The following is a 17908-nucleotide window of genomic DNA, read 5'->3' as shown; positions in this document are numbered from 1 at the left end:
TGCGTGGTAAATATTTTTAAGCAGGATTTGTCTGTAGAGCCTTTAGTTAAGTGAATCACATGAGTGGAAAGGCAAGGGGAACTCGACTCAACAAGAATCCAAACTTCTTATACACCAAATTGGGTTAAAAATCTTCACCCTCTGAGGGTGGGGCAGAAATCAATAGAAAAGTTTATTCGTGCATTGAATTTTTTAGTAAATTAAATTTTGGTACTTAGGGATAATATTATTAAGATTCAAGTAGAAAATAGGGGATATTGTATCCTGTGTGTGTCAATATATTGATTTATAAAGATAATTTACTGTTTTACATGTTGAATGAGAGATCCGAAGTTCATAAGATTCCCTCATGCCGAACCTATTTATGTTGAATCAATCAAAACCATTCACTTACACGATTACAATCAAGGAAAGCCGTGTGGATAAGACTGTATAAGACAAGGAGTAAAAATGCTTCTTATGAACCGTCTCAAGTGCCAAGGGCTGTAGCAATATTGGAAGCTGGCAAAGTGTGATTAAGTATGATTTAGATGTCAGCTGTTGTATAGAGCTCATACTAAAAAATAATTTTGTACGGTAAAAATGAAAACTATACCTTTAGGTTGGGTGAAGGAGTTTTTATGCATAAGAAGATTTATTCAAGTGTCTTTAATTGATTAAAATGTTGTTTAAAAAACGGTAATGTTAGAACTTCTATAGAAAAAAGTTTTATATTTCTTGTTATAAATTACTGAGAAATAAGATAAGAGAACTTGTCAAAAAATTCTTAAAACATTTTTGGTAACAGGAAGAAAGGAATTGTCTAATACATTTAAAATAATATGTTTAAACTATTATAAGCTACTAGAATCACTTTAGAACTTAAAAATTGGAGATGAAATATATAGGAAGAGTTAATAGGAGCAAAAGAAACAAAGCTACATGTAGTTGTTGAGACAGAATCTAAGTACTTTATGTTTCATGACCAATGTAGTGATAATAGTCTATTATTTTTTTAAGATATTTTTAAGATTATGAAAAGGCGATATGGGAACGATGTTGAATACGAAGTATGAATGCACTATAATGGATAAAAGGTGAGGTATTTACGAACATAAATGTATTGACTGTGTGAAGTCGAGAAGTGATATTCGCAAGGCTGTGAAATTTTTGGGGAGGTCAGGGTGTGTTTGCAAAATTTTGCAGCAGATTTCTTGTGATATTAAAGAGTATAGTTTATTTCTTAACAGAGTGGTGGTGTATTTTCATTTCGTTTTGAAGTTCTATTGCTTAAAGAAAGCGTTTTTTATACAAAAACGAAATGAGTAGCATAAAATAAAAATGTTATTTTTTAATGTGGTTATTGAATAAGAAGTTTATATTTTGGTAACACCTAAAAGGTCACAATGAAATGTAGAGATCTATTTTGATTGGTGTGAAAATATTTTGCTTATTGGAAGAATTAGGACAGTGATACATGAGTATCGAGGTTTTTTTGAATTTTTCCAATGAAGAGAATCTTGTTAGAGACTAAAGAAGTGAGCTAAATAAAGATGTTTGAAAAGACTGTTATTGCTGCATCTGTAATGGTTCTGGTTACAGCTGGGGCAGCGTGTGCACAAACGCCAAATCGTTTAAATCAATTTGAAGCATGGGGGGTCTATTCTTATAAATCGCCCCAAAATACGATTTGCTATGTGTTATCGGTACCTTTGAAGGCTCTTCCAACGACGGTTAATCATGGTGATAATTTTTTCTTAATTACCAAGCGTTCTCATTCACCTGTTTCGTTCGAACCGCAGTTTATGGCTGGTTATACGCTTCAAGAAGGATCGAGAGTGACAGTGACCATTGGAAATAAGGACTTTAATTTTTTCACGAAGGATTCCTCAGCTTGGTTGGCGTCATCAGAGCTAGAAAAGCAGCTTGTTTCTGCTATACGTGCTGGAAACAATATGACAGTGCAAGCGATATCAAAAAGAGGAACGCATACCACCTACACTTATTCCTTAAAAGGGGTCACTGCTGCATTAAACGCAGCTCAAAAGTGCCATTAAGGTTTCGATAACTTCTAAAATAGTGATGTGAATTGGAAAGCAATGGCCATTTCCTATGACCTTAGACCAGTTGGTTCATGTTTTGCACGAAAAACAGATAATGTGGTCGTGAAGGAGAGTTCTAAGCTCTCTTTAATTGGTTTGTCGCAAGATGAAATGATACAAGCTTTAAAGACAGTTGGTGTACCAGAGCATCAAACGCGTATGCGTATGCGTCAGCTTTGGCATTGGCTTTATGTGCGTGGTGTTTCAAATTTTGATGAGATGCTGAATATTTCTAAAGCAATGCAAGAAACACTTAAGTGTCATTTTTCCATTATGCGTCCAGAAATTGTTGGAGAACAAATATCAAAAGACGGTACACGTAAATGGCTTTTACGTTTTCCTGCACATGGAGCTGGAAGACCTGTTGAAATTGAAACGGTTTATATCCCTGAAGAAGGACGCGGTACTTTATGTCTTTCATCGCAAGTAGGGTGTACGTTAACCTGTTCTTTTTGCCATACGGGAACGCAGATGCTTGTTCGTAATCTGACCGCAGAAGAGATTTTGGCACAACTATTGGTTGCACGTGATTGTTTGGGTGATTTTCCTGATAAGAATACCCCTGATGGAGCAATTGTTCCCATTGAAGGACGAAAAATTACCAATATTGTTATGATGGGAATGGGAGAACCTCTTTATAATTTTGAAGCTGTTAAAAAAGCTTTATTGATTGCCTCTGATGGCGATGGCCTTTCTTTATCAAAACGTCGAATTACGCTTTCAACTAGTGGGGTTGTTCCTGGAATTATCCGAACCGGAGAAGAAATTGGTGTTATGTTAGCAATTTCACTCCACGCAGTACACGATACACTAAGGGATATGCTTGTTCCCATTAATAAAAAATATCCGCTTGCTTTACTAATGGAGGCTTGCCGTAATTATCCTGGTCTTTCCAATGCAAAACGAATCACATTTGAATATGTTATGCTGAAAGATATCAATGATAGTTTAGATGATGCTAAGCGATTGATTCAGTTATTGAAAGGGATTCCTGCTAAGATTAATTTAATCCCTTTTAATCCGTGGCCAGGGAGTAATTATCAGTGTTCTGATTGGGAGCAAATCGAGCGTTTTGCTGATGTCGTTAATCAAGCGGGCTATGCTTCTCCTATTCGGATACCGCGTGGACGCGATATTTTAGCTGCATGTGGACAGCTTAAATCAGCTTCAGAGCGCTTACGTAAATCTGAACGGTTACGACTTGAAAATGCCATTGGCCATTAGTTAACGCAATTTTCAGCGATATCGATGCCTATGCTTTTTTTCAGTAAATCATCATATAATAGCATGTGTGAGACAGAGATTAAGATGGATAAGTGCTAGACGAACAGTCTCAGCTTTTATATGCTAAATGGGGTAAGATATTGTCTATAGTCTGTTTGCATAATCTCTGAAATAAGAAGGAAGCCTAATTTAGAGGGAATATGAGGTCTTAAGGATTGTAACTAATTTCTACCTTATTATCATACTCTTTAATTCGGTTTTATGTCTTTTAAAAAGTGGAGATGGTGCACTGCCTCATGCTTTTGTTTATTACGTTCTTTAATAAGATCACGCTTCACAAGCACAACAGAGGATCTAAAATATAAATACCATTGTGTTGTCCATTGATATGTTTTTTAGGTATCTCTGAGTGCACTCTTTATATCACGACAATGCCTGTGAAGAGTATAACAAAAAGGCTCTGTGAAATGTACTATACTCCTACACCTTTATGTTTAATAAAGGTGTAAGTTGATACCACCATTCTATTTTTTAGCTCCCAATGTTGTAAACAGCTTTTGGCACTTAAGATGGTTCATAAGAGGTATTTTTATTCTTTTCTTAGACAGTTTTTATCCATACGAAAACTCCAGCTTCGCTTGTGATGTACAAAGGAAAGGTATTATTTTATTCAACATAAACGGGTTTGAAATGAAAAAATCTTATAATATTTGTTTTTTTATTTAAATTAAAAGCGATACATTACACATATAAATCAATGTTTTGTAACGATAAGGAGATGGAGGGCAAAGCTGGTAAAAGTACCAGCAATAAGCCAGTCGAGAAAGCGAATATAAAGAGGGTTCTTTTTGAGAGTTTTGGTAAGTTTATGCGCTGTAAAAACGATTGCAATTGTAATGGGGAAAGAAATAGGAATATAAGAGAGTCCTAAAAAGAGCAATTTTTGTGTTGCCATAGGATCATTCGCATTGATAAATTGTGGTAAGAATGTCGCGTTAAAGAGTATAACTTTAGGATTGAGAAGATTAATTCCAATACCAGCAAGATAGTTACGTTTAGCGCTTTGAGATTTAGAAGATGTCTGTTCAAAGGAAAAAGTGGGGTTTCTCCGTAACGCTTGAAAGGAAAACCATAAAAGATAAAAGGCGCCAATAATTTTCAGAAGAACAAAAGTATGTGGTGCAGCAAAAATAAGCGCTGATAAGCCAAGTGCTACAGCGGTAACCTGAATGGCAAACCCTGTTGCACTACCCAAGGCGCACATAATTCCAGCTTTTTTGCTTTGTGTAATGGTTCGTCCTACAGAAAGCATCATATCTGGTCCTGGAATAAGTGCTAAAATCAACGATGCTAAAGCAAATTGTACAACAATAGACCACTCCGGTAGAAATGACACGTAAATCTCCTTTTATTTTTAAGCAGTGTTCACTATTTATACTTTGAGGCACCTTTATTTACGCTTTTTACGTCTTTTTAATGTTGCTTAAAAAGAATTTATTTTTATATTTCTTGTATCGTTTTGATTTTTGGGTAGAAATAAAAAAGTAGCTCATATAGAACGTTAAAATGAAAAAGTGGCAAAATATTAGAAAAGTTGTTTTGGCTTATTCAGGTGGATTGGATACGTCAATTATTCTTAAATGGTTGCAAAGTACGCTAGGCGTTGAAGTTGTAACTTTTACAGCAGATTTGGGGCAGGGGGAAGAGCTGGAACTTGCTCGTCGTAAAGCTGAAATGCTAGGTGTTAAAGAAATTTATATTGAAGATTTGCGTGAAGAATTTGTGCGTGATTTTGTTTTTCCGATGTTTCGAGCCAATACCATTTATGAGGGGACTTATCTTTTAGGAACATCAATTGCACGTCCACTTATTTCAAAACGCCTTATTGAAATTGCTAAGGAAACAGGGGCTGATGCCATTGCTCATGGGGCAACAGGAAAAGGCAATGATCAGGTACGCTTTGAGCTTTCCGCTTATGCGCTTAATCCTGATATAAAGATTATTGCTCCATGGCGTGATTGGGATTTTAAGAGTCGGACAGATCTCTTTGAATTTGCTCGTATTCATCAAATTCCTGTAGAAAAGGATAAGCAAGGTGAAGCGCCTTTTTCAGTGGATGCAAATTTATTGCATTCTTCATCAGAAGGAAAGATTTTAGAAGATCCAGCACTTCCTGCTCCTGAATATGTCCATATGCGTACTCTTTCGCCGGAAGATGCTCCAGATCAAGCAACCAGAATTACTCTTGGCTTTAAAAAAGGCGATGCTGTTTCAATCAATGGAAAAAATTTATCTCCTGCAACTTTACTTGCAGAATTAAATCATTATGGGCGCGATAATGGTATTGGTCGGTTAGATTTGGTAGAAAATCGCTTTGTGGGTATGAAATCGCGGGGTATTTATGAAACACCAGGTGGAACCATTCTTTTGACGGCTCACAGAGCGATAGAATCTTTAACACTAGATCGTGGTGCAGCTCATTTGAAAGATGAATTGATGCCACGTTATGCAGAACTCATTTATTATGGATTTTGGTTTTCGCCGGAACGTAAGATGTTGCAGGCAGCTATTGATTTATCTCAAGAACATGTTGAAGGTGAAGTCACGTTAAAGCTTTATAAGGGGAATGTAATTATTGAAGGGCGCCAAAGTAAAAAATCACTTTATTCTAGTGAGTTGGTAACTTTCGAGGATGATCAAGGTGTTTATGATCAAAGAGATGCAACTGGTTTTATTAAATTAAATGCTCTACGTTTGCGTACATTAGCAATGCGTCATCAAGGTGATAAAGAAAAGAAATAGAAAATTACGGTGACAAGTGTAATATGGATTAGTGCTTTTGTATGAAATGCCTAGTTTAAGCATTTTTCTGTTGGTTTTTACCGTTCTTTCGTTCAATACTAGAAGCTTATCTTCTGCGCTAATAAATATAATAAGCAAAACCCATGATAATAATAGCAATGAAGGCTTCGATAATCAAAACAAGTCAATTTTGCTTTATAATATTGAATGTTTTTGATTTTTATCAGAACAAAACATGTTTATAACGAGGGCGGTTTTTGTATTGTGACTTAAGAGTATAAAGAAATTTTCATCTTTTTGCTTGCTATTATTGACGAATAAATTCAAGAACCATACACCCTATTTTGAAAGAGTGTAATTTTTAGGATAAATAATGATGCGTGATCAGTGTGATACCCTCAACCTTACGCCTGAATTAAAAGATGCAGCTTCTCAATCGAGAACTTGGCCATTTGAAGAAGCACGTAAGATTATCAAACGGTATGAAAAAACGGGTTATCCAGACAATGTGATATTTGAAACAGGTTATGGCCCTTCTGGTTTACCGCATATTGGAACTTTTGGGGAAGTTGCACGTACAACCATGGTGCGTCATGCATTTCATATTCTCACGGAGAATAAAGTAAAAACAAAATTACTTTGTTTTTCTGATGATATGGATGGTTTGCGCAAGGTTCCTGAGAATGTGCCTGATCGCGAAAGGATGGAACATTATCTTGGTCAACCGTTGAGTCGTGTACCCGACCCTTTTGGAGATGATTATCCTTCTTTTGGGGCAGCGAATAATGCGCGGTTACGGGCTTTCCTTGATCGTTTTGGTTTTGATTATGAATTTGCAAGTGCTACGGATTATTACAATTCTGGTCGTTTTGATGAAACACTTTTGAAAATCCTTGCCTGTTATGACAAGGTTATGGCAATTATTTTACCAACATTAGGTGAAGAACGGCAAGCGACCTATTCACTCTTTCTACCGATTTCTCCCTTTTCTGGAAAAGTATTACAGGTACCGATGATTGCGCGTAATGTTGAAAAAGGTACAGTCACTTATATTGAGCCAGAAACAGGAGAAACCATAGAAACAGAGGTTACGGGGGGCAAAGTTAAGTGTCAGTGGAAGGTAGATTGGGCAATGCGTTGGACAGCACTTAGCATTGATTATGAAATGGCCGGAAAAGACCTTATCGATTCCACAAATCTTTCTTCTAAAATTTGTAAAGTATTAGGTGGAAAACCCCCAGAAGGATTCAACTATGAGCTCTTTTTAGATGAGAAAGGGCAGAAAATTTCCAAATCCAAGGGAAATGGCTTAACCATTGATGAATGGCTTACTTATGCTCCAACAGAGAGTTTAGGGCTTTATATGTTTTCAAAGCCTAAAACAGCAAAAAGGCTTTATTTTGATGTCATTCCTAAAGCGGTTGATGAATACTATGCGCATCTTTCAGCCTATGGTCGCCAAGAATGGAAAGAGCGTCTGAATAATCCTGTATGGCATATTCATAATGGTTGTCCGCCGCAGGTTGATTTGCCTGTATCCTTTGCGATGCTCCTAAATTTGGTAAGTGCTTCAAATGCGGAGAATGCAGAAGTTCTTTGGGGTTTTATTTCTCGTTACGCTAAAGGAGCAAATGCACAAACTTATCCAGAACTTGATCAATTGGTGAAGTTTGCTATTAAATATTTTGATGTTTTTGTTAAACCAAACAAGAAATTTCGTATACCAGATGATAGCGAACGAGAAACATTAGCACAAATTGATGAAAAATTAGCTCATTTACCTGAAACTGTTGATGGCAACATATTACAAAATATGCTTCTTGATGTTGCACGATTAACGGAACGTTATCAAGATCATAGCAAAAAAAGCCCTGAAGGTGGGCCTGGTGTTTCCAATGTTTTTTTTCAAATGTTGTATGAAGTCCTTCTGGGACAAGAGCGAGGTCCACGATGGGGATCATTTATAGCGCTTTATGGGATTAATGAAATGCGTGCACTGATTGCTGAAACACTTGCACGGCCGACGGAGGAATAATGGAAAAGAGAGTGCAGGAAGTAAAGCGACGCCGTACATTTGCAATTATTGCTCACCCAGATGCGGGGAAAACAACATTAACAGAAAAGCTTTTATTGTTTGGTGGTGCTATTCAACTTGCAGGAGAAGTAAAAGCCAAAAAAGATCGTATTCAAACCCGTTCTGATTGGATGAATATTGAGCGTGATCGTGGTATTTCCGTTGTGACTTCGGTGATGACGTTTGAATATGAAAATCATATTTTTAATCTCCTAGATACTCCAGGACATGAGGACTTTGCGGATGATACGTATCGCACTCTCACAGCTGTTGATAGTGCTATCATGGTATTGGATGGGGCACGCGGAATTGAGCCAAGAACACTGAAATTGTTTGAAGTATGTCGGATGCGGGATATTCCTATTGTTACGTTTATCAATAAAATGGATCGTGAGGCACGTGATCCTATAGAGCTTTTAGATGAAATTGAAGAAAAGCTTGCTCTTGATACCGCGCCTATAACATGGCCAATTGGGTCGGGTAAAGATTTTGTTGGTACCTATGACCTTCATCATAATCGTTTTCGTCAAAAAGATGATGAGATAATACAGCAGATAGTTTCAAATCCCAGAGAGGTTGTCCATTTACTCCCTGAATATCAACATTCAACTTTTATTGAAGGGGTAGAACTTGCTCAAAGTGTTTGCAAGAATTTTGATCTGCAAGCTTTCCGTGAAGGTCATATGACACCGGTTTATTTTGGTTCAGCTTTGCGAAATTTTGGTGTTCGTGATTTGATCAATGCGCTTATTGATTTTGGTCAAAGTCCTCGTGATCAAAGTGCAGATCAGCGCAATGTCATAGCCATGGAACCTAAAATGACGGGATTTGTTTTTAAAATTCAAGCGAATATGGACCCTAATCATCGTGATCGTATTGCATTTTTTCGGGTATGTTCGGGAACACTTGAACGTGGTATGAAAACAAAGTTGGTTCGAACAGGAAAACCGATGACACTTTCGGCTCCACAATTTTTCTTTGCGCGTTCACGCCAAATTGCTGATCAAGCCTATGCTGGTGATATCGTAGGGATCCCTAATCATGGAACATTGCGTATCGGCGATACTTTGACTGAAGGAGAAGATATCCTCTTTAAGGGAGTACCAAATTTTGCACCAGAGATTTTGCGTCGTGTTAGTTTGGGTGATCCGATGAAAGCAAAAAAGCTCAAAGAAGCTTTGCAACAAATGGCTGAAGAAGGGGTTGTACAATTGTTTATTCCTGATGATGGGTCGCCTTCTCTCATTGGTGTTATTGGTGCTTTGCAAATTGATGTCTTAAAAGAACGATTAAAAATAGAATATTCTTTGCCAGTGAATTTTGAGTCTGCGCGCTTTAATTTATGCCGTTGGATTTCAGCGCAGAGCAAAGATGAGTTGCAAAAGTTTCTCAGCAATCACCGCTCTGCTATTGCGTATGATTTAGAAGGTGATCCAGTTTTTTTAGCGGAGAACCATTTTTCATTGAATTATGAGGCAGAAAGAGCTCCTAAAATAAAATTTTCTGCTTTTAAAGATTATCAAGTACGCTCTTAAAATAAATAAAAATATTTTGTACAATAATTTGATTTATAATTATAATTTATCGTTTTTTATATGGAAACAATCAAAATCATTTGTTTAAAAATCATAAGTAGAATTGGTGTGTGCGTAAAACACTTGAAGCAAGAAATACAATAGCTCTTATAGATCTTCTCTATAGCCAAGAGCTTTCAAAATATTGGGTGAGGGTAAAAATGATGATGGTGGTTATAGCGTTATGATGTAATGATGGTGGTGTGTGATGTATCTCATCCCATTCACGGAAGTTTACGTTATACTATTCATTTATATTATTTACGGGATGACATGACGAGGTAAGATCAAGTACAATGAAAAATGTCCCTTTAAAAACAAACATATAAAATTGCAACATAATGATATTTTTGGGCATTCTATTTTGCATAAGGGATGTAATTCTAGCAAGATAGAGGCTTGCACGATAAACTTTCGCAAAACTCTCTCCCTCAAAGTAATCTGTTTTCGCTGTGAAATATGGAAATATTATTATTTTTTTCCAAGCTTTTTATGGGATTCTAAAATATTATTTATGAAACTGATTTTTTAAGTTTTGCAATATCATGATATCTATTTTTTTCTGAAAGTGATGGAGTATGTAAAGGATATTTTTAGATTGAACTGTATAAAAAATACGGTAAATTTATTTATTATTCAAAGAGTTACAGCGCACTGGTACCTCTAGAACCTTTTAAAACTTTAATATTTATTTTTATATTACCTATTTGAGTTAGAGAATAAACTGTAGCCAATTCTACGTTGAAAAATATCAGAAAAATTTTATATATTTTTTCGCGATGACTTAAGACATATAATTTATTTCGATATTTTTTAAATCTAAACTAAAAAATCTGCTTTATAAACATAGCTTTTCAGTTTTTCCTTGTATAAATATTGTATACAGTCAAAATAATACAAATAATCAATAAGCTGAAATTTGTTATCCCAAATATGAGATCATATGACCTATAAACCGCATGTCTTTTCTATTTCTCCGGGAACTGCTTTTTTGCCTCACTTTGTTGATGCACTACTTTCTGGTAGCCTTATTGATAATTTCGCTTCAAGTGGAGACATTCAAACAGCCCTTGCCGATAGCCTTATTTATGTTCCGACACGTCGTGCTGCTCGCGCTTTGCGTTTAGCCTTTGTTGAAAGAAGTGATACACAATCAACATTTTTGCCAACCATTCGTGCTCTAGGAGATGTCGATGAAGACAGTTTTCTTTTTGTTGAAAATCATACCAGCGCTCTCGATCCACCTATTGGAGAAAGCGAACGTCTTTTACTTTTAGCGCGCCTTATCCGTCCATGGCGTGAAAATTTGCCTGCGCATCTGCGTGCCATGTTTGGTACAGAAGATGTACTTATTCCGGCTCATAGTGCTGATGCGATTTGGCTTGCGCAAGATTTAGCACATTTGATGGACGAAATTGAAGCAGAAGGAGCAGATTGGTCAGAACTTAAAAATATTGCACCTGATATGGTCGCTGAATGGTGGCAAATAACGCTCGATTTCTTGACTATTGTTACGCAAAATTGGCCAAAAATCTTGAAAGAAAAACAACGAAGTAATCCCGCTGAATGGCGTAATCAAGTACTCACAATGCATGCAGAGACTTTACGATGCATGCTGCCTGATAAACCGATCATTGCAGCTGGTGTGTCAGGTTCTATGCCCGCAGTTTCTCATCTTTTAAAGGTTATAGCTTCTCTGCCCAAAGGGGCTGTTGTTCTTCCTGGTCTTGATCTTCATATGGATGAAGAACAATGGAATGCACTAAGCACAAGCAATAAAGAAAAAACAGCTTGTGATTTTTTTGATCCTGCAGAAAATGTTTTTAGCCATCCTCAATATCATTTAAAAAAACTTCTAACTCTCATGGAGTGTCAACGTCATCATGTTTGCGAAATTGGCCAACAGAGTAGCATAAAGAAAAAACGAATGGCTCTTTTATCAGAAGCACTCCGACCAGCTTCTACAACAGATAAATGGGTACAAATTGTCCGTGATGATTATGAAAATCTTTGTGCAGATTGGTCATTTATTGAAGCTATAAATGAACGTGAAGAAGCTCTTGCGATAGCTGTTACCTTACGCAAAGCTATTGAAGAACCTCAAAAAACTGCAGCCCTTATTACAAATGACCGTAATTTAGCACGCCGTGTTGCTGTGGAATTACAGCGATTTGGAATTGAAGCAAATGATTCAGGCGGAATACCACTTGCACAAACATTGCCTGTAACTCTCTTACGACTTATTTTAGAAAATGTATTGCAAGCTGATGATCCCATTGCTTTTCTTTCTCTTCTTAAACATCCCCTTACAACACTCCAACAAAACCGTCATCGTTTACGGGAAATGGCAGAAAATTTTGAACTTTTTGTTCTTCGAGGGAATACAGGGCGCATCAATCTTTGCGAGTGTGATCAATTTCTCGAAAAATGGATTGATACATCCTTTCATAATAGTTCTGAAGTGAACACCCTTGATCAGCAGAAATGTGAAGAAGCACGTCTCCTTTGTCATCTTTTGAAAAAAGCTGTTGAACCTTTAACATCTCTTATGAAACAAGAGAAAGAATGCACCATCAATGAGGCTGCAATAGCAACTGTTGAGGTTTTTGAAAATTTTGGTCGCAATGAGGATAATTCTCTTGCACATCTTTATCAACATGAAGCAGGACAAGCCTTATCAAATTTTTTGCGTGAATTGGTCAGTGATCAATCAGGATTAACATTTCATCTTTGTGAATGGCCTGCTATGTTTTCTGCCATAATAGCAACCCGTTCCGTCGCACCTTCGCCTGGAGGACATCCACGTTTATTCATCTGGGGTACTTTGGAATCGCGTTTGCAAACGGTTGATACAGTGGTCATCGGCGGTCTTAATGAAGGGTCATGGCCGATATCAACCCGAAATGATGCTTTTTTATCGCGACCGATGAAAATGATGTTAACTCTGGAACCACCAGAGCAGCGTATTGGTCTTTCTGCGCATGATTTTCAATGGGCGATGGGAATGGATAAAGTGGTGATGAGTCGCGCATTGCGCGTTAATCATACGCCTTCCATTCCTTCACGTTGGCTACAACGCATGGAAACAGTTGTAGTAAAACAGGTTTGGGAACAAATCCGTGAACGAGGTGAAATACTACGCCATTGGGCAAAGATGCTTGATCATACAAGCATAACTTCTGAGGTGGAACGTCCTTGCCCTGCTCCGCCTCTTTATATACGCCCGCGTCATTTTTCAGTTACTGAAATAGAAACATTGCGATATGATCCCTATGCTATTTATGCTAAAAAAATCTTAAGGCTCAAACCACTTAAAGAACTTATTCATGATCCTAGCGCTTCAGAACGAGGAACACTTTATCACGCTATTCTTGCAGCTTTTTGCACACAAATGAAAAATCCAAATGCTGCAAATGCACTCAATGTACTACTTGCTATTGGGCGTAAAGAGTTTGATAAATTCAATTTTCCACCCGATATTGAAGTAATTTGGTGGAATAGTTTTGAAAACCTTGCTCCACGCTTTATTCAATGGGAACAAAGTTTAGGACTGCGAGAGCGATATTCGGAAGTGGTATCACAAAAAATTCCTATAGGAACAACAGGAGTAACCCTTTCAGGACGTGCTGATCGTCTTGATGTTTTGCCAGATAAAACGGTTGAAATTCTAGATTTCAAAACCGGAACCCCTCCTTCATCAAAACAAGTTCGTGAATTATTATTTCCGCAATTGGCTTTAGAAACAGCTTTACTCATACAAGGGGGCTTTCCAGATTTTCAAGATTTTACCCCCTCAAATTTATTTTACATTCCTCTTAACAAAAAAGGTGAAATTAAATCCCAATCAATTCTTTTAAAGAAAAAAGACGGAAAAACTCATCTAAGTGCTGTTGATCTTGCTGACAATGCATGGGAAAATCTTATCGCACTCATAACTTATTATCAAAATCCGCAACAAGGTTATCTCTCACATGCTGTCCCCATGTCAAAACGATATGAAGGTGACTACGACCATTTGGCTCGGTTGTGGGAATGGTCAAGTGGTTTTCATAAAGAAGAGTAATCATGACGTTTTTTTCTATTCCTGAAGCCGCTCTTGATGCACAAGCAACAGCAACACATCCCCAAAAAAACGTGTGGGTTTCTGCAAATGCTGGATCTGGAAAAACCCACGTTTTAAGTGAACGTGTTATCCGTTTGCTTTTAAACGGTACGCCTCCAGCACGTATTTTATGCCTTACTTATACAAGAGCTGCTGCTGCTGTTATGCAATCACGAATTTTTCGCACGCTTTCCAGTTGGAATGAGCTCGATGATGCACAGCTGCAAGAAACCTTAACACGGTTTGAAAAAAAGCCTGTTAATGCGCAAAAACTAACTTATGCACGACAACTCTTCGCGCGTGCTCTCGAAACGCCTGGTGGCTTAAAAATTCAAACGATTCATGCTTTTTGTGAAGCTCTCTTACATCAATTTATGTTAGAAGCCAATATTGCAGGGCATTTTGAACTTCCCGATGATATCGGTCGAAAAAAATTACGACAAGAATCCCGTCGTCAACTTTTAGCCCGTCGTGATGTACAACCTGCTTTGCAACAGTTACTTCAAGTTATTAGCGAACATACTTTTAACCAATTGCTCTATGAAGCAGTTGAAAAGCAACATAAATTGTCTGATTTTTTATCTTCTCTTTTATCTGAAAATGGAGAAGAAAAATTGCGCGCGCTTTTTAACTTAGCGCCCAATGAAACAAATCAATATCTGCTGGAACAAATTAAACAAACAGCGCGCCTTCCTCTTTATGCTCTTAAGCATTGTGAAATCAATGGTAGTCAAAGCTTTAAGGATATGGTGGAAAAACTTTCCCAATTAGAAAAGGTGCATGATGAGAAAAATATTCTTAATATTATTTCTGATATTTATTTTACAATCAAAGGTGAGCCGCGTAATTTTTCAAATTTATCTCGTAAAAAATCAGACGAAATTTGGCCTTTTATTCAACAAATGCTTGAAGATAAACAAAACAAGCTTTCTGTTCTTTTAGAAAAATATCAATGCGCAAAGGTTGCCACTCTCAATATGGCTGCTTTTCAGCTCTGTGCTATTTATCTCAAAATTTATAAGAATCTAAAAAAGTCCAATGGCTTCTTAGACTTTGATGATCTTATTGAGCGTACACTTCATTTGTTACAGCGCAAAGGTGCAAGCCAATGGGTGCACTATAAACTTGATCAGGGACTTGATCATATTCTACTTGATGAAGCACAAGACACCAACCCTGAGCAATGGCAAATTATTCAACTGTTGGCACAGGAATTTTTTTCAGGGTATAGCCAACGAACAAACATACGCACTCTTTTTGCTGTTGGAGATGAAAAGCAATCTATTTATTCTTTTCAAGGCGCTGCTCCAGAAAATTTTGCTGCAAATGGACGAATTATTCAAAAAAAAGTGCAGCAAACAAATCAGCAATTTGAAAAAATACAACTGCATTATTCTTTTCGCTCTACAGCAGATGTTCTTAAAAGTGTTGATCTTGTTTTTGAAACACCAGAAAACTATAAAGGACTTTCGGCAGAAAATACAAAAACGGTGCATGAAGCTATTCGTGTTCATAGTCCCGGTGAAGTTGTTATATGGGATGCCATTTCCAAAAAAACGAGTGACTTTCCTCAAGATTGGCATACAACTGTTAATCATTTAGATACACCTGAAGTCCGTTTAGCAGAAAAAATTGCTGAAACGATTGCCGACTGGTTACAAAAAGGCGAAATGCTTCCAGCAAAAGGACGCTTAATACGTGCAAGTGATATTATGATCTTGGTCCGTAAACGTGATCAATTTGTCTCAGCTCTCTCCCGTGCTCTTAAACACCGTAATATTCCCGTAGCAGGGGCTGATCGTTTACAGCTTACCAAACATATTAGTATCCGTGATTTAATGGCGCTTGCACGTTTTGTTTTACAGCCACAAGATGATCTTTCTCTTGCTTGTGTTTTAAAAAGCCCACTTTTTGCTCTTAGTGAAGAGGAACTCTATCAGCTTGCAGCACACCGCACCGGCTCTCTTTGGCAAAGTCTGTGTGCGCACGCATCATCGCAGGCATCTTTTAAAGATGCTTTTGAAAAGCTAAACCATTATCGCGCTTTAGTGGATAAAATACCGGTTTTCGAGTTTTATAGCCATATTTTGAATAATGATAAGGGAAGACAAAAAATTCTGTCTCGTTTAGGATCTGAAGCAAATGATGTGCTCGATGCTTTTATGGATTATACGCTCACTATTCAAAAAACAGGATTACCAGGATTACAAGCTTTTTTAGAAACATTAAGTGCAAGCGAACCAGAAATTAAACGTGAATTTGAACAAAGTAATGAAGAAATTCGCATTATGACTGTTCATGCTGCAAAAGGACTAGAGGCTGCTGTTGTGTTTTTAGTCGATCCTGGCAGTGCGATTTGGCATCCTCAGCATGCGCCTCACTTGCTTAAAGTTCCTTTAAACAATGCACAATGGAATGGAAAACAAGCCTTTATTTGGCATCCCAATGAAAAGTTTGATACAAAACTCTCTAAACAAGCAATTTCATATTTAAAAGAGCGTGCAGAAGAAGAATATAGGCGTCTTCTTTATGTAGGAATGACACGTGCTGAAGATCGCTTGTTTATTTGTGGATATAAAGGCCCGAAAACGCCATCTCATACATGGTTACAACTCGTAAAAAAAGCCCTCGAACCGCATGCCCTTGCTATAAAAGATTCTTCGGAAGATATTGCAGCTTTGCGTTATTGCATTACACCTGCTTCTTCTGCTTCTATAAACTCAAAAGTTCCTTGCGCTGAATGTCAAACCTTATCACCTTTACCTGCTTTTTTCTCCCATAAAATACCAGAAGAACCAGTGCTACCAAAACCGTTGAGACCCTCTGTTGCTAGTCTTTCCATTGAGGCTGATACCGATATTTCTTCTAATTCAAAATATCATAGCGTCTCGCCTGTTTTGGGAGAAAAAAATACCAACAGGGCTTTTTCCATTGAATATGGTAATCTCGTTCACCGATTGTTACAATACTTGCCCGATTGTCCCCCACAAAAACGTCGAGATTATGCTCGAAACTATCTCAATATCAAAGCCTCTCATTGGGATGAAAGCCAAAGAGAAGATGCTCTTCGCCATGTTTGGAAAATATTAGATCATGTTTACCTCAAGCCCCTTTTCTCTGAGCATTCACGTGCTGAGGTCTCCTTAATGGGTATTGTGAAAATTCGTGGAAAAGAACAAGCAATTTCTGGTCAAATTGACCGTCTTTACATCACGCAAAACAGCATTATCTTTGCCGATTTTAAAACAGGAACCCCACCAGAAAATGAAGCTGCTATTGCTTCCCATCACTGGTTGCAAATGGCTCTTTACCGAAAATTATTGCAAGCTATTCATCCCGATAAAGATATCCAGGCTCTGCTTATCTACAGTAAAGAAGCCAAAATTTTTAAACTTTCTCCAGAAAAACTTGAGGCATTTCTTAGTGAAGTTGCTTTATAAGCTACTCTTTTCCTTGCAAATCATCTTTATACTTTATTTACTTTCATAAAATCGCCCAAACAAACACAATGCACAATCTCTAGTGTAAAAAAGTCCTTTAATAATTTATCTTTGCAATAACTTGATATGAATTGTTATTATACCAATCTATAAAAAGTGAATATAAAGGATAAATCAATGACGTGTATAAAAGTTGATAAGGACAATTTCGAAAGTGAAGTTCTAACCTCTTCCACCCCTGTTGTGGTTGATTTTTGGGCAGAATGGTGTGGCCCTTGCAAAGTGATTGCTCCAATTTTGGATGAAATTTCAATAGAAATGCAAAATCAAGTTAAAATTGCTAAGGTAAATATTGATGAAAATCCGGAACTGGCTACCCAATACGGAGTACGTTCTATCCCTACATTATTAATGTTTAAAAATGGAAATATTTCATCGAATATGGTTGGCGCTACCTCTAAAGGACGTCTTTCTGAATGGATAAAAGATGGGCTTAGTTAATTCCACATATAATCACTATAAAGGAGAGAAGTTTTGTCTCTCCTTTTGACTTTTTTAAAATATTCTTTTTTGCATTATATTATAATGAAAAGACAATAAAAATCAAAATT

The 17908-nt window shown here is 37.1% G+C and carries 10 protein-coding genes; 8 read left to right on the top strand and 2 right to left on the bottom strand.

The window, feature by feature from the left end; translation table 11 throughout:
* Positions 1–1532 precede the first annotated feature (1532 nt).
* Positions 1533–2036, top strand: a complete 504-nt coding sequence (locus ACFILU_RS04805; RefSeq protein ID WP_273790192.1) for an invasion associated locus B family protein — start codon at positions 1533–1535, stop codon at positions 2034–2036.
* A gap of 42 nt (positions 2037–2078) precedes the next feature.
* A complete protein-coding gene (gene rlmN, locus ACFILU_RS04800) occupies positions 2079–3305 on the top strand; it encodes a 23S rRNA (adenine(2503)-C(2))-methyltransferase RlmN (protein ID WP_375674960.1) in 1227 nt (408 codons plus the stop codon).
* A gap of 754 nt (positions 3306–4059) precedes the next feature.
* Here the strand turns inward: rlmN and ACFILU_RS04795 are convergent.
* On the bottom strand, positions 4060–4701 hold the full coding sequence (locus tag ACFILU_RS04795) for a LysE family translocator (RefSeq protein WP_375674959.1): 642 nt from the start codon (positions 4699–4701) through the stop codon (positions 4060–4062).
* 170 nt (positions 4702–4871) lie between these two features.
* On the opposite strand from ACFILU_RS04795, the gene ACFILU_RS04790 reads away from it, so the two are divergent.
* The 3 genes from ACFILU_RS04790 to ACFILU_RS04780 all read left to right on the top strand — a co-directional run bounded on the left by ACFILU_RS04790 (position 4872) and on the right by ACFILU_RS04780 (position 9716).
* Complete coding sequence (locus ACFILU_RS04790; protein ID WP_375630607.1) at positions 4872–6107, top strand: argininosuccinate synthase; 1236 nt, start codon at positions 4872–4874, stop codon at positions 6105–6107.
* A gap of 373 nt (positions 6108–6480) precedes the next feature.
* Positions 6481–8142 carry a lysine--tRNA ligase gene (locus ACFILU_RS04785; RefSeq protein WP_375657981.1) on the top strand — a complete coding sequence of 554 codons (1662 nt, stop codon included), beginning with the start codon at positions 6481–6483 and terminating at the stop codon, positions 8140–8142.
* Positions 8142–9716, top strand: coding sequence for a peptide chain release factor 3 (locus ACFILU_RS04780; protein ID WP_375674958.1), 1575 nt, complete (start codon positions 8142–8144; stop codon positions 9714–9716). The genes ACFILU_RS04785 and ACFILU_RS04780 overlap by 1 nt, the downstream gene beginning before the upstream one ends.
* A 547-nt stretch (positions 9717–10263) precedes the next feature.
* Here the strand turns inward: ACFILU_RS04780 and ACFILU_RS04775 are convergent.
* The gene (locus tag ACFILU_RS04775) at positions 10264–10380 is read right to left on the bottom strand and encodes a type II toxin-antitoxin system RelE/ParE family toxin (protein WP_375645451.1); all 117 of its coding nucleotides are present in this window, start codon (positions 10378–10380) and stop codon (positions 10264–10266) included.
* A 318-nt stretch (positions 10381–10698) separates the two neighbouring features.
* Between ACFILU_RS04775 and addB the strand changes: the two genes are divergently transcribed.
* From addB to trxA, 3 genes are all read left to right on the top strand, one after another.
* Positions 10699–13818 carry a double-strand break repair protein AddB gene (gene addB / locus ACFILU_RS04770; protein ID WP_375674956.1) on the top strand — a complete coding sequence of 1040 codons (3120 nt, stop codon included), beginning with the start codon at positions 10699–10701 and terminating at the stop codon, positions 13816–13818.
* A 2-nt stretch (positions 13819–13820) separates the two neighbouring features.
* Positions 13821–17297: a double-strand break repair helicase AddA gene (gene addA, locus ACFILU_RS04765; RefSeq protein WP_375674955.1), complete on the top strand. Its 3477-nt coding sequence runs from the start codon at positions 13821–13823 to the stop codon at positions 17295–17297.
* A 177-nt stretch (positions 17298–17474) separates the two neighbouring features.
* Positions 17475–17798: a thioredoxin gene (trxA, locus tag ACFILU_RS04760; RefSeq protein WP_375611361.1), complete on the top strand. Its 324-nt coding sequence runs from the start codon at positions 17475–17477 to the stop codon at positions 17796–17798.
* The last annotated feature ends 110 nt before the right edge of the window (positions 17799–17908 follow it).

Origin of the sequence: Bartonella sp. CL100XZDX (genome assembly GCF_042195375.1) — a bacterium.
Taxonomy (GTDB): domain Bacteria; phylum Pseudomonadota; class Alphaproteobacteria; order Rhizobiales; family Rhizobiaceae; genus Bartonella.
The sequence above is the reverse complement of the archived record's forward strand: the minus strand, read 5'-3'. Positions and strand labels throughout refer to the sequence as shown.

What these genes read in the sequence shown, in the direction of transcription:
- ACFILU_RS04805 (WP_273790192.1), top strand. Translation starts at nt 1,533, where the DNA reads ATGTTTGAAAAGACTGTTATTGCTGCATCTGTAATGGTTCTGGTTACA.
- rlmN (WP_375674960.1), top strand. Translation starts at nt 2,079, where the DNA reads ATGGCCATTTCCTATGACCTTAGACCAGTTGGTTCATGTTTTGCACGA.
- ACFILU_RS04790 (WP_375630607.1), top strand. Translation starts at nt 4,872, where the DNA reads ATGAAAAAGTGGCAAAATATTAGAAAAGTTGTTTTGGCTTATTCAGGT.
- ACFILU_RS04785 (WP_375657981.1), top strand. Translation starts at nt 6,481, where the DNA reads ATGATGCGTGATCAGTGTGATACCCTCAACCTTACGCCTGAATTAAAA.
- ACFILU_RS04780 (WP_375674958.1), top strand. Translation starts at nt 8,142, where the DNA reads ATGGAAAAGAGAGTGCAGGAAGTAAAGCGACGCCGTACATTTGCAATT.
- addB (WP_375674956.1), top strand. Translation starts at nt 10,699, where the DNA reads ATGACCTATAAACCGCATGTCTTTTCTATTTCTCCGGGAACTGCTTTT.
- addA (WP_375674955.1), top strand. Translation starts at nt 13,821, where the DNA reads ATGACGTTTTTTTCTATTCCTGAAGCCGCTCTTGATGCACAAGCAACA.
- trxA (WP_375611361.1), top strand. Translation starts at nt 17,475, where the DNA reads ATGACGTGTATAAAAGTTGATAAGGACAATTTCGAAAGTGAAGTTCTA.